We start from the raw sequence: 13,672 nt of genomic DNA, 5'->3' as shown, positions 1-13,672 counted from the left end.
CTAGAAGTCCAGCCCGGCGGGGGTGTCGGCGGGCGGTTCGCCACCGGCCTCGGTGAATGCGTGCAGCGCGCGGAGCATGGCCTGGCGTTCGCGGGCCGGCATGGTCTCGATGACCCGGGCGATCTCGGCGCGGCGGCGTGCGGCGACGGTGTCCACCACAGCGCGTCCCCGGCGAGTCAGTTCGACGACGATCTCGCGGCGGGAACTCGGATGGGGACGCCGGTCGATCAGGCCGGCGGTGACCAGGCGCTCGGCCATTCGGCCGATGGTCGACGGCTGTACGTCGAGTTGACCGGCCAGCGTGGTCAGATTGGTCACTCCGCGCGACGACAGGATCACCAGAACCCGGAGCTGGGGGACCGTCAACGTGTCGTCGACGACGGCAACCGAGCGGGCGGTGATATCCAGGAGCAGGCGCGATGCGGTGACGAGGGCATCGGCGATGGCGTCGGCCGACGGCTCGCCGGCGGTTCTCGACCATGCTGTCACCGTGTCACCTCCTTAGTGGGCAAGTATAAATTTGCCCGCCTGTCAATTATGAAGCCGTTACCAAACGGTGACCTGCGGGGTATGGTGCACCGGTGGACAAGCCCGGATTAGCTAGCGTCACCCGCGCCCGGCGCCGCTGGTCGGTGGCTGTGGCGGCGCTGGTGATGCCGGGCGCGGCGTTCCTCGCCGCGGGCACCGCGACCCACCCGGTCACCACGGCTGCGGAGCCGGATGTGTGCTGCGCGCAGGTGGTGCTGGCCGAGCCCACCGCTGCGCACTCGGGATCGCTGATCGTCGCCGAGGCGGCCGAGAGTTCGCGCGCCATGGCGCGCACCATCGCTTTGCCGGTGGGTATCGCGGCCGAGCGCGGCCTGCAGGTCGACACCGTCCTCGCGGAACGGGCCATCAGCGCGACGTTCCCGGAAATTCACACCATGATCGGGGTCCGCCCGGACGCGCTGCGCTGGCATCCCGACGGCCTGGCGCTGGACATCATGGTGCCCGACTACGGGTCGTCCGCAGGCACGGCGCTCGGGGACCGCATCCTGACCTACATACTGGCCAACGCGCAGCGGTTCGATCTGAACCACGTGATCTGGCGCCAGGTGATGTATTTCCCGGACGGTTCCGCGCACCGGATGCCGGATTACGGCGGCCCGGACGCCAATCACTACACCCACGTGCACATCTCGACCAATGGCGGCGGCTATCCGAGGGGTGGCGAGGCCTACGTCATGTCCGCGTCAGGGCCGACGCTCGTCGAGGGTGCACCGACACCGACCGTGACGTTCGTCAGCGCGCACTGAGCCCGGGGGCGGAGCCGTTCTCGGCGACGTCGTGGGGTGCCGGCGGTCGTCCCGCGCTGATCCGGGCACCGACGAGCGTAACGATGAAGAGCGCCAACAGCATCCAGCCCAACTCGGTGCCCAGCCCGTACTTGGCCATCAGCAATAGCGCCGCCCCGGCAGTGCAGACCAGCACACCCGCCAGGGTCGACGCGCGTCCCGTCGCCCGGACGCGGGCATCCCACCACCACAACGGGTTGTGCTCGAGCGGCGACAGCAGCAGGAACATGGCCGTCATCACCACCGCGAAGACCAGCGCCCGGATCGCGATGTTGCGCCAGAAGTAGGGGGCCGCCGGATCGTAGGCATCGAGGCCTGCCGCATGCAGGCCGAACGTCGCGATCGCGATGGCCGCAATGTGCCACAGATACAACGTCATGGCCCCGCTGTTGCCCACCACGATCAGGTACCAGACCCGGGGGCGCTGCGCCCACCGGCGGACGGCACCGGAGCAGGCGATGAACAGGCTCGGCATCCAGATGCACTGCAGGGCGAGCAACAGCGTCGGCGGGGTCACGTTGGACATGCGTTCGGCACCGGTGACCACCAGTGACACGTCGTACGGGCCGAGTTCGACAACCAGCACCTGGAGGGCGAGCGCCCCTGCGGCCACGATGAGGGCCGTGCCAGCAGCGACGAATCGGTGCGCGTAGACCGCACCGATGACCATCGGGATCAACCAGACCACAATCAGATTCGCCGCGCCGGCCGCCAACGTGTGCGTACCGATCCGGGCCCAGTCGCCGAGCGCCGCCACCGCAAGGAGGGCAGCGACCACCAGCGCGGCAGATCGTCCCGACCGCAACCGGGCCATTGCGGGGACGAATGCCAGCACGATCAGATAGGTACCGAGGAACCAGAGCAGTGCCACCGCCTCGTTGCCCAGCGCGGTCGCGGATTCGGCGCCCATGGTGAACCGCACCGCGATCAAGGCGACGGTCCAGGCCCCGAGGTACCAGAGCGCCGGCCGGCACAACCGTTGCGCGCGGGTGAAAAGCCACGTGCCCCATGGTGTCCCGTCTCGCCAACTGTGCACGCCGGCGGCGGCTCCGGCAAAGAAGAACAACGGCATCACCTGAAGTACCCAGGTGGCCGGTTCCAGGCTGGGAAGCGCACCCAAGGTGTTGCCGATCTGGACACCATCAGCGGTGATCGTGGCGAGCAGCAGCGCGCAGTGGCCGAACATCACCACCAGCAATGCACCGAGCCGTGCCACATCGATGCTGCGGTCGCGGTCGGGCGCGGTGCGGTCGATCACGGTCCGGAAGTCGGGCAGGAGTCTCGCCATGAGCTGATGATGCCCGAGCGCCGGGCGGCGCGGATGAGTGTGACTACTCAGAGCCCGCGCGGATCACCGCGGCGTCGGCGGCAACGTCGTGCCGGCCGACGAACCGGCGAATGCGGGCCACCGCGAACACGATGCAGAGCACCACGAGGGTTGGGCCGGTCGCGACGATGACGAACTGTGAGAAATCCACCGGGTAGTTGAAGATCATGTACAGGGCGAACACGGGATAGAAGCCGCAGAGCAGCCCGAGCCCGAGGCACAGCTGCGTGTGCAGCCGGTGCCAGTCCTGGAGGCTCTGCTCGGTCCAGCCGCGGTCGGGCAGGGCCGCCTCGGCGAGCGCGGGGGAGATGACGCCGGCGACCTTCTTCGAATTCGGCTTGCGCAGCAGCCCGCTGATGGCGAATGACCAGACCAGTAGGGACATCGGGACGAGCTCGAGCGCTTGGACAATGCGCGGGTTCTTGGTGGTGAGCGCGATGGTGAGCGAGCACGCGGCGCCGACGATCACCACGACGTTCGCGGGCTCGACCTGCCGCTTGCGCACCATGGTCAGCGCGCCCTGTAGAGCCGCGGTGATGATCGCTCCGACCAGCGCCAGGTACGGCTCGAAGTCGAACATGCGCAGCACGTAGTACGCGACCAGCGGGGGCACGGTATTGATCGCCGTGTTGACGATGTACTCGCGCAGGGTCTTCGGGGTATCGGACATTGAGGACAGGCTCCTTGTGTTTTGCGTCTGCTCGCGAGGGATGTGCTGGTCAGGTCATGGCGGCGGCAATACCGCGTGTGATGGCTTTCTTGTCGACCTTGCCGACCGCGGTCACCGGCAGTGACGGCTGCGCGATGAGGGTGTCAGGGCGGCTGTGCACCGCGACCCCCCGGCCGTCGAGGTAGGCGTTGAGATCGCTGAGGCTGACCGCTGGTCCGCCGAAAACGACCACGGCACAGATTTTTTCGCCAAGATACGGGTCGGCTAGCGGGACCGCGGCCGCAGCCCGGATCGCCGGGTGCGTGAGCAAGTGCTCCTCGAGGTCGAGCGCCGAGATGGTCTCGCCGCCACGGTGGATGACGTCCTTGATGCGTCCGGTGACCTCGAGATAGCCGTCGGCCCGGCGCCGCACCCGATCCCCACTACGGTAGAAGCCATCGGGGCTGAATGACCGTTCGTTGTCGGACGGCGCCCGGTAGTAACCGTTGAGGGTGTACGGCCCGCGCACCAGGAGCTCGCCTTCGCCGCCCGGTGGCACGTCGGCACCGTCGTCGTCGACGACGCGCAGCTCATCGTCGGGGCACAGCGGTGCCCCTTGCGTGTGGTCGAGCAGTTCCGGGTCGTCGCTGGGGCGGGTGTAGTTGACGAGTCCCTCGGCCATGCCGAAAACCTGTTGCAGGCCGGGGGTCAGCGCGGTGCGGGCGGCCGCCGCGTCGGGTGCGGACAGCTTGGCGCCGCCGACCTGGAGCAGTCGCAACGTGGTGGGGCGCTGCGGTTCCCAATCGCAGGCCTGCGTCCAGAGGCGGGCCAGCGCCGGCACCAATGCGCAGACGGTGACGCCGTGCCGGGCGATCGTCGCGAACGCGGACTCGGGGCTGGGATCGGTGGTGAACACGGTGGCCGCGCCGACGGACAGCGCGCCGAGCATTCCCGGGCAGGACAGCGGGAAGTTGTGTGCCGCCGGCAGCACCGTCAGATACACATCCGCGCTGGTCATTTCGCAGAGCTCGGCGCTGGCGGTGGCGTTGTAGTAGTAGTCGTCGTGGGTGCGGGGGATGAGCTTCGGCGCGCCCGTCGTGCCGCCCGACACCAGCAGCAGCGCGGGTTCGGCAGTGTCGACTGTCGGCGCCGGTACCGGAGCCCTTCCGAAAAGCGAAGTCCAACTGATGAACTCGTCGGCCTCGCCGTCGACGATCACGTGCCGGAGGTTCGGGTGCTCGGCGACCAGCTCACGCGCCATGTCGCGGTAGTCGAAACCACCGAACCGGTCGGCGATGACGAGGGCGACGGCGCCGCTGACCGCCGCGAAATGGCCGAGTTCGGCGCGGCGGTGGGCGGGCAGGCACATGACGGGTACGGCGCCGATGCGCAGTAGCCCGAACAGGGCGATGGGGAAGTTGGCGGTGTTGGGCAATTGCAGCAGCACCGGGTCGCCGACTCCGAGCCCCAGCGCGGCGAATCCGGCGGCCGCCGCTGAAGCCAGCTGATCGAGTTGGGCAAACGTATAGGACGCAGACGGATCGATGACGGCGACGCGGTCCGGCCACTGCTGTGCACCGTCGGTAAGCAGTCTGTCCAGTGGATAGCCAGCCCAGTAGCCCGCTCGCCGGTAACGCTCGGCGCGGTCGTCCGGAAACGGGATGAAACCGTCCAGCAAATGCTGGGTGGCCTCGGTGGAGGCAGTGGTGCGCGTCACGGCGAGTCCCTCGGGGTAGGCATGGAGGCAGCGGCAATATAGGGTAGCCTAATCAAAATTAGGACAGCCTGTCTTTAGGTATTTGGGAGGATTTTGTGGGCGTCGTAGCAGTGAATTCGGAGGCCATCCGCGAGGAAGTTGCCGAACTGCTCGCTGTCCGTGCCGACTCCCTGGATCCAGGCGCCGACTTGATCGGTCAGGGGCTGGACTCGATCCGCATGATGTCGTTGGCCGGGCGCTGGCGAAAGCAGGGCATCGACATCGACTTCGCGGCCCTGGCCGCCGAGCCGACCATTACGGCCTGGTCCGCACTACTGTCTGCGGCGGGGGGTCTGCAGCGCACGGATTCGGTGGTAGCGCAAGCTGATTCAGCGTGGGGTGCCGACCATGACCAGCCGTTCGGCCTGGCCCCGATGCAGCACGCCATGTGGATCGGCCGGGAAGACGACCAGCAACTGGGCGGCGTCGCCGGACACCTCTATGTCGAGTTCGACGGCCGCGGGGTCGACGCGCAGCGATTGACCGCTGCGGCAACGGCATTGGCGGCACGGCATCCCATGCTGCGGGTCGAGTTCCTGCCTGACGGCACCCAGCGCATCGCCGCGCTCGACGGCGACTTCCCGGTGACCGTCACCGACCTGCGGCACCTGCCTGCCGACCAGATCGCAGCGCAACTGGCGCAGACGCAACGCCGTAAGGCACACCAGCAATTGGCCGGCCAGGTTTTTGAACTGAGCCTGACTCTGCTTCCGGACGGAGCCACCCGTCTGCACGTCGACCTGGATATGCAGGCTGCCGACGCCATGAGTTATCGCACCCTCATGGCCGATCTCGCGGCGCTGTACCGCGGTGTCGAACTGGCTCCGCTGGCCTACACGTACCGCGAATACCGCTTGGCCGTGGCGCAGTCAGCGGCGCAGCCCGACCCCAAGGCGGAAGCCGATCGGCGGTGGTGGGGCGACCGGCTCCCCGAGCTGCCTGATCCGCCGCGCCTGCCACTGGTACCGACCGCCGAGCAGAACGACCCGCGGCATACCACCCGGCGCTGGCACTGGCTGGCCCCCGAGGTGCGCGACGCGCTGTACGCCGCTGCACGCCGGCGCGGCATCACCCCGGCGATGGCCCTGGCCGCGTCGTTCTCCGACGCCCTGGCCTGCTGGTCGGCCGGCCAGCGCTTCCTGTTGAACGTGCCATTGTTCGGGCGCGAACAACGCCACGCCGACGTCGACCGTCTGGTGGGGGACTTCACGTCGTCGCTGCTGCTCGACGTCGACTTGACCGACGCGGCCACCGCAACCCAGCGGTCCGCCGTGCTGCAGGGGGCATTCCGCAGTGCCGCAGCACATTCCGGGTACTCCGGGCTGGAGGTCCTCCGGGACCTCAGCCGACACCGCGGGACGCAGGTGCTGGCGCCCGTGGTGTTCACCAGTGCCCTCGGCCTCGGCGAGTTGTTCGGTGCGGCAGTGATCGAGACCTTCGGCGCCCCGGTGTGGATCAACTCCCAGGGCCCGCAAGTGATGCTGGACGCCCAGGTGACCGAATTCAACGGCGGTGTCCTGGTCAACTGGGATGTGCGCGAGGACGCGTTCCCGCAGGGCGTCATCGACGCGATGTTCGCGCGGCACATCGCCGAGCTGGAGCGGCTGGCCACCGATGACACCGCGTGGGAGGCGCCCACCCCGGAACCGCTGTCGGCAACGCAGCGCGCGGTCCGAGACGCGGCCAACAGTCGTACCGCGGCACCCAGTGGCGCGGCGCTGCACAGCGGCTTCTTCTCCTCGGCTGCCGCCCGGCCGGCCGCCACGGCGATGATCAGCGAATCCCGCCAGTGGACGTATGCCGAACTGGCCGAGGAAGTTTCGGCCGTGGCCTGCGCGCTGCAGATCGCCGGCATCACCCCCGGAGACACCATTGCGGTGCTCGGGCCCAAGGGCGCCGAGCAGATCATCGCCCTGCTCGCCATCCTCGCTGCGGGCGGCGTCTACCTGCCCATCGGGGTCGACCAGCCAGCCGACCGTACCGAGAAGATCCTTGCCACCGGCGGCGTCCGAATGGCGCTGTACTGCAGCGGGGGCGAGCGCAGCGACGGGAAGACGGATGATCTGGCGCCGTTGTGGAAGCCGTCGCTCACCGTGACCGAGGCCCTGCGCATCGGGCGTCGCGCAAAGGGGCCGTTCGTGCCCGCGGCCACCGATCCGCACGACCTGGCCTATGTGCTGTTCACCTCCGGCTCCACCGGTGAGCCCAAGGGCGTCGAGGTCACCCACGACGCGGCCATGAACACTGTCGAATTCCTCTACGGGCACTTCGACATCGGACCCGCCGACCGCTGCCTGGCGCTCGCGACCCTGGAATGCGACCTGTCGGTGCTCGACATGTTCGCCACCCTGGCCACCGGCGGCAGCATCGTCGTGGTCGACGAGCCGTACCGCCGCGATCCCGACCGCTGGGCCGCCCTCATCGCCGAGCACGGCGTGACGGTGCTCAACCTCCTGCCGGGCTGGCTGGAGATGCTCGTTGAGGTGGGTGCCGGGCGTCTGGACACCGTGCGGGTGGTGCTCACCGGCGGCGACTGGGTCCGGACCGCCATGGTCCGGCACCTGCAGGCGCAGGCTCCCGGGGTTCGCGTAGCCGGACTCGGTGGCGCTACCGAAACCGCCATCCACGCAACCATTTTCGAGGCCGATGAGCTGCCGGACGCCTGGTCGGCGGTGCCCTATGGCGTGCCGTTCACCAACAACGCCTGCCGAGTGGTCAACGAGGCCGGCCAGGACTGCCCCGACTGGGTGGCCGGCGAACTGTGGTTCACCGGCCGGGGCATCGCCGCGGGTTACCGGGGCCGGCCGGACCTGACCACCGACCGCTTCGTGCGCTACGCGGGCCGAACCTGGTACCGCTCAGGAGATCTGGCGCGCTATCGGCCGGACGGGATGCTCGAGTTCGTCGGGCGTGCCGATCACCGCGTGAAGATCAGCGGGTACCGCATCGAGCTCGGTGACGTCGAAGCCGCGCTGCAGCGCGTGCCCGGGGTACGGGCCGCGGTGGCCGGTGTGGTTTCCGGGCACGATCGCGGCCACGACGTACTGGCAGCGTTGGTGTCGGTCGAAGACCCGGACCTCACCGTGGAGCGGATCGGCACGGCTGTGGCCGAACTCGTCCCGCCGCACATGATTCCGCGGCAGATGCAGGTGGTTACGGCGATTCCGTTCACCGTCGGCGGCAAGACCGACCGTCGGGCCGCGGCCGGTCAACTTGCGGCACTGGTTCAGGCAGCTGAAGGCGCCGGACGGGCGCTCCCGGAAACCACTCTCGAGCGGGCGCTGGCAGCGATCGTCTCGGACGTCTTGACGGGTGCCGGTGACATCGGCGTTCACGACGACTTCTTCGAGCTCGGTGGTGACTCGGTGCTGGCGACCGCCACCGTGGCGCGCATCCGGAAGTGGCTGGACACCCCGACCGTCGGCGTACCGGACATCTTCGCCGCCCGCACCGTGCGGGCGCTGGCCCAGCGGCTCATCGGCCGCGAGAACGGCAGCGGACGGCTGGAATTGGTAGCCGAGCTCTACCTGGAGATTGCAGAGATGAACCACGACGACGTGCTGTCCGCGCTGGATCCGGCGGCCGTCTCATGACCGAGATCAACACCGCCATCGCGACCGAGATGACAGGGGCCTTCGCGCCGTGGATCAAGCGCTACCCGGGCTCCGCAGACAACGGGGCGGTCGTCGTCTTCCCACATGCCGGCGGTGCCGCCGTGGCCTACCGGGACCTCGCCACCACGCTGTCGGGTAAGGGGGTCGACACCTACGTCGTGCAGTACCCGCGCCGTGCCGATCGGTTGGCGCATCCGGCGCACCCGACGGTCGAGCAGCTGGCCGTCGACCTCTTCGCCGCGGGTGACTGGGCGGGCGCGGGCCCGCTCCGCCTCGTCGGGCACTGCATGGGTGCGGTGGTGGCGTTCGAGTTCGCGCGGGTCGCCGAACAGCACGGCGCTGCGGTGCACAGCCTGTGGGCGTCAGCCGGCCAAGCGCCGTGCGACGTCGTCGACGCACCGCCGCTGCCGACCGGTCCTCGCGAAATGCTGGCTGAGATGGTCGATCTCGGTGGCACCGACCCCCGCTTGCTGGCCGACCCGGATTTCGTGGAACTGCTGCTGATGGCGGTGGGCGCCGACTACGCAGCCCTCAACCGATACCTGGGCGGTGGCCGCATCGCCGCCGACATCCACGCCCTCGGTGGACGCGACGACCACCGCATCGACCAGGACATGCTGCGGCGCTGGGAGAACCACACGTCGGGCGCCTTCACCCTGACCGAGTTCGACGGCGGCCACTTCTACCTCAACGACCACCTGGACGCGCTCGCGGACGTGATCAGTGCGCGCTGACTCGATGGGTGCCGAAGATCCAGTGGTCATCGTCGGAATGGCGGTTGAAGCCCCCGGAGGCGTAGACGACGCCGAAAGCTATTGGCAACTGCTGTCTTCCGGGCGGGAGGCGCTGGGCACATTCCCGGAAGACCGCGGCTGGCCGGTGCGTGACCTGCTCGCCGGCTCGCGCCGCGACGGGTTCAAACGCATCCACAACCGCGGCGGATTCCTGTCCGGCGCAGCGCTGTTCGACCCCTCGTTCTTCGGCATCTCGCCGCGCGAGGCCGTGGCGATGGACCCACAGCAGCGGGTCGCGCTACGGGTGACGTGGCGGGCGCTGGAGGACGCGGGGATCAACCCGGACGATCTGGCCGGCCACGACGTGGGGTGTTACATCGGCGCCTCCGGCACCGGGTATGGCCCCGACCTCGCCGAATATTCCGACCTGAGCGGACATCTGATCACCGGGACGTCATTGGGCGTCATCTCCGGGCGCATCGGCTACCTACTAGGGCTCGATGGGCCCGCGCTCACCATCGACACGTCGTGTTCGTCGGCGTTGACGGCATTCCACACCGCAGTGCAGGCCCTGCGGACGGGTGACTGCGGCATGGCCCTGGCCGGCGGGGTGTGTGTGATGGGGTCGCCGGGCTACTTCGTCGAATTCGCGAAGCAGCACGCCCTCTCGGACGACGGGTACTGCCGCCCCTACAGCGCGCAGGCCAGTGGCACCGTGTGGGCCGAAGGTGCCGGAATGTTCGTCCTCGAACGAAAGTCGTCGGCGCAGCGCAACGGACACCGCGTGCAGGCGGAGGTACGGGCCAGTTGCCTCAACCAGGACGGACGCAGCACCGGGCTGACCGCGCCCAGCGGGTCCGCCCAGGCGCGGCTGTTCGGCCGCGCGCTCGAGCTCTCCGGCGCCCGGCCCGACCAGATCGGGATGATCGAAGGGCACGGCACCGGCACCAAACTCGGCGACCGGACCGAGCTGAACTCGCTGGCCCAGACGTACGGTGCCACCGCACCCGGGCAGGGTGCGGTCCTCGGCTCGGTGAAGTCCAACGTCGGACACAGCCAGGCCGCCGCCGGCGCGCTCGGCCTGGCCAAGGTTTTGGTTGCGGCCGCGCACGCCACCATCCCGGCCAGCCTGCACACCGCGCGGGCGAGTGCTGAAATCGACTGGAGTGCGCAGGGACTGACACTCGCCACCGACCACACGCCGTGGCCGGCGCGCAGCGGCGAGCGTCTCGCCGCGGTCTCGGCCTTCGGGATGAGCGGCACCAACGCACACGTCATCGTCGCGATGCCCGAGGAGGACGTGGCGTGATGAGCCTGTCGCACTTTCCCGACGGCCGCGTACCCGTCCTGCTCAGCGCCCATAGCCAGGAATTGCTGGCGGCCGAGGCGACCGGTGTCGCCGACTACCTGGATCGGATCGGCGCCGTAGGCATCGGCGCGGTGGCGGCGACGCTGTTGCGGCTGCGCCGTCGTCGCCGGTTCCGGGCCGTGGTCCGCGCCCATGACGCCACCGAATTGGCAGCCGCACTGCGGGCGCTGGCAGCGGGGGAGGAGCACCCGCTGGTGGCGGCTTCCTCGCGGACCGCGGCTCCCCGGACGGCGTTCGTGTTCCCGGGCAACGGCGGCCAGTGGCCGTCGATGGGTACCGACGCATATCGGCAGCTTCCGGTGTACCGGGCCGCGGCCGACCGCTGCGCCGAGATGTTCGACGCCGCGGGGATCGACTCACCGCTGAGCTTCCTGGTCGATCCCGTCGACCGGGAGTGGACCCAAATCCACAGCCAGAGCGCGCAGTTCACGCATGCCGTCGGGCTGACCTCGGTCTGGCAGGCACTGGGCATCGCGCCCGATGTCACGCTGGGCCACAGCCTCGGTGAAATCGCCGCGGCATACGTCGCCGGTGCCATGACGCTGGGCGAGGCGGTCGCCGTGGTCATCGCTCGGGCCGGGGCATTGGACGGCCTGGCCGGCGACTTCGGCGCCGCGAGCCTGGGCGTGAGTATCGACGAAGCGCAGCAAGCGGTTTCGGACGCCGCCGGCTGGATGGAATTGTCGGTGGTCAACTCGGCAGCCTCGGTCGTGGTGTCCGGCGACCGGAGCTCCGTCGCAGAACTGGTGTCGGACATGCAGTCCCGCGGCCGCTTCGCGCGCGTCATCGCCATGAGCTTCCCCGCCCACACCAGTGCGCTGGACCCGCTGCGGACTCAACTGCTGGCCAGCCTGGCGACCCGGGCGCCGGAGGCCGAGTTCCGTTCGGGGACAGTACCGTTCATCGGATCGGTGACCGGGCAGGCTGTCGATGCGGGTACCGAGTTCGGTGACTATTGGTACCGCAACCTGCGGAACACCGTGCGGTTCGACCGGGCCGCCGTGACGACGCGGGACAGCGGCGTCGAGGCATTCATCGAGATGTCGGCGCATCCCGCGTTGCTGCACGCGCTCGCCGACACCGCTGCGAGCGGTGCGAGCGATCGGGCCGGCGCACCGCTGATCGTCGGCTCGGGACGCCGCGACGAGGCGCTGGCCGACGTGCTCTCCGACAACATCGCCACGGTGGCAGTGGCCGACCCGACCTACGACTGGGCCGGGCACGTCGAGCCGAATCAACCCATGTTGCGGCGATTTCCACCCGCGCCGATGGCGGCGATACACCTCTGGGCCGCCCCGGAACCACTGCCGCCGGTGACTGCTCTCACGGTCGGTGCCGAACACTGGCAGCCGCAGCCGGAAGAGACCGTACCTCTGATCATCCGGCGCGCCGCGGTGCTGGAGCTCGCGGGACCGCGTGCTGAGCTCGGCGACCGCCTCCGCGACGGGGTGCGGGCCAATCTCGGCACGCTCTTGGTGGAGCCGGCCGACGCTGATCTGCTGATCGTCGTCGCACCGATGCTCGACCACCCCGATACCGAGGCGGCGATCAGGGACCTGGCCGAACTGATCCGCGGTGGGCTGTGCGGCTACCCGAATGCCATGGGGCCGCAGTGCAACGATGTGTGGCTGGTGACCGTCGGGGGCGAGCACGTGCGCGACGACGAGCCGGTGGCGCTGCCGGCCCAGGCGGCGCTGGCCGCCATGCACCGCAGTATCGGTTTCGACCATCCGGATCAGTCTTTCCGCCACCTCGACCTGGCGTCCTGGGAACTCGACGCCCCGTCGGCGACCGTCGTCATCGACACCATGCTGGGTACGGGAACCGAAGTGGCGCTGCGTGATTCACGGCAGTACCGACGCGGTCTCCAGGCCCTGCCGGACGCTGAAGCGCCGGCGCCCGGGCTCCTCGACAACGTGGTGGTCACCGGCGGCAACGGCGCCGTCGGGCTGCATTTCGCGCGGACCCTCGCCGCCGCGGGCGCCCGGCGCATCGTACTGGTGAGCCGCAGCGGTACCGATGCGCGGCAATTGGCCGAGTTCGCGCAGGGCACAGAGGTGGTGTCGGTGCGATGCGACGTCACGTCGTCCGAACAGATTTCTGCCGCGGCGGCCACCCATGCCGGTGACGGTGCGACGCTCGTGGTCCATGCCGCCGGTGCGGCGGTGTTCGACTCGACGGTCGGCGCTGACGAATTCATCGACACCGCGGCCGCCAAGGTGGCCGGGCTGGCCCGGCTGGCCGAGCACTGGCCGCTGCGATCCGATGCCCGAATCCTGGTGTGCTCATCGGTGTCCGGACTGTGGGGCGGGCTCGGCCATGTCGCCTATGCGGCCGTGAACCGCATGCAGGATGTGATGGCCGGGCAGTTCCGTGCCGAGGGGATCGACTGTGTGGCCGTGCGGTGGGGGCTGTGGCCGGGTGGCGGCATCGTCGGTACCGAGGAGGTGGCGCGGATCGAGCGCGCCGGGCTGCGTGAAATGGACCCGGCCGTCGCCATCGAGGCGGCCCTGGGCACCCGCGCGCCCGCCCCGCTGATCTTCAGCGCCGATGCCGAGCGGTTGGCGACGCTGCTCGGCGCGGCTCCGGTGGACGCGGAATCGCCGGTACCACAGCAGGTTCCGGTCTCCGTGGAAGACGGCGCCGACGCCGAAGACGTCGTCCGTCATGAACTGTCGGTGGTGCTCAAACTGGGCGACCCCGCCGGCATAGACCTGACCGCGGCCCTGTTCGACCTGGGCCTGGATTCGCTGCTGGCACTGGACCTGCGCAAGCGACTGCGCCGGGGCACCGGCCGGTCCGTGCCGCTGGCCGGACTGCTCAGCGGCATCACCGGTATCGAACTGGTGGATTTGCTAACCGATAGATCAGAAAAGGTGGAGAGCTAGC

Annotated in this window: 9 protein-coding genes; 5 read left to right on the top strand and 4 right to left on the bottom strand. The window is 69.3% G+C overall.

The features are described 5' to 3' along the window. Complete coding sequence (locus AC3WTE_RS20545) at window positions 1-489, bottom strand: MarR family winged helix-turn-helix transcriptional regulator (protein ID WP_492440434.1); 489 nt, start codon at window positions 487-489, stop codon at window positions 1-3. Window positions 490-581: 92 nt separating this feature from the next. Between AC3WTE_RS20545 and AC3WTE_RS20540 the strand changes: the two genes are divergently transcribed. Continuing rightward, complete coding sequence (locus AC3WTE_RS20540; protein WP_492440432.1) at window positions 582-1,295, top strand: VldE C-terminal domain-containing protein; 714 nt, start codon at window positions 582-584, stop codon at window positions 1,293-1,295. Here AC3WTE_RS20540 and AC3WTE_RS20535 read toward each other — a convergent pair. The 3 genes from AC3WTE_RS20535 to AC3WTE_RS20525 are packed head-to-tail and all read right to left on the bottom strand — an operon-like array spanning window position 1,282 to window position 5,027. Further along, complete coding sequence (locus tag AC3WTE_RS20535; RefSeq protein WP_492440430.1) at window positions 1,282-2,622, bottom strand: acyltransferase family protein; 1,341 nt, start codon at window positions 2,620-2,622, stop codon at window positions 1,282-1,284. The genes AC3WTE_RS20540 and AC3WTE_RS20535 overlap by 14 nt on opposite strands. 43 nt (window positions 2,623-2,665) lie before the next feature. Further along, the gene (locus AC3WTE_RS20530; RefSeq protein WP_492440428.1) at window positions 2,666-3,331 is read right to left on the bottom strand and encodes a VC0807 family protein; all 666 of its coding nucleotides are present in this window, start codon (window positions 3,329-3,331) and stop codon (window positions 2,666-2,668) included. Between the two features lie 49 nt (window positions 3,332-3,380). Continuing rightward, entirely contained in the window at window positions 3,381-5,027 is a 1,647-nt protein-coding gene (locus tag AC3WTE_RS20525; RefSeq protein WP_492440426.1) for a (2,3-dihydroxybenzoyl)adenylate synthase, read from the bottom strand. Between the two features lie 95 nt (window positions 5,028-5,122). Here AC3WTE_RS20525 and AC3WTE_RS20520 point away from each other — a divergent pair, with 95 nt between their 5' ends. From AC3WTE_RS20520 to mbtD, 4 genes are read left to right on the top strand one after another with little or no spacing between them, the layout of a single operon-like run. Then, a complete protein-coding gene (locus tag AC3WTE_RS20520) occupies window positions 5,123-8,659 on the top strand; it encodes a non-ribosomal peptide synthetase (RefSeq protein ID WP_492440424.1) in 3,537 nt (1,178 codons plus the stop codon). Further along, window positions 8,656-9,414 (top strand): thioesterase II family protein, encoded by a 759-nt coding sequence (locus tag AC3WTE_RS20515; protein ID WP_492440422.1) that lies wholly within the window; start codon window positions 8,656-8,658, stop codon window positions 9,412-9,414. The genes AC3WTE_RS20520 and AC3WTE_RS20515 overlap by 4 nt, the downstream gene beginning before the upstream one ends. Window positions 9,415-9,418: 4 nt before the next feature. Continuing rightward, on the top strand, window positions 9,419-10,723 hold the full coding sequence (locus AC3WTE_RS20510; protein WP_492440420.1) for a beta-ketoacyl [acyl carrier protein] synthase domain-containing protein: 1,305 nt from the start codon (window positions 9,419-9,421) through the stop codon (window positions 10,721-10,723). Next, complete coding sequence (mbtD, locus tag AC3WTE_RS20505) at window positions 10,723-13,671, top strand: mycobactin polyketide synthase MbtD (RefSeq protein WP_492440418.1); 2,949 nt, start codon at window positions 10,723-10,725, stop codon at window positions 13,669-13,671. The genes AC3WTE_RS20510 and mbtD overlap by 1 nt, the downstream gene beginning before the upstream one ends. The last annotated feature ends 1 nt before the right edge of the window (window position 13,672 follow it).

The sequence above is a fragment of the Mycobacterium sp. FW102-FHT13B02 genome, from assembly GCF_058790275.1.
Note: the sequence above shows the minus strand (reverse complement) of the source record. Positions and strands in the feature narration are given on the sequence as shown.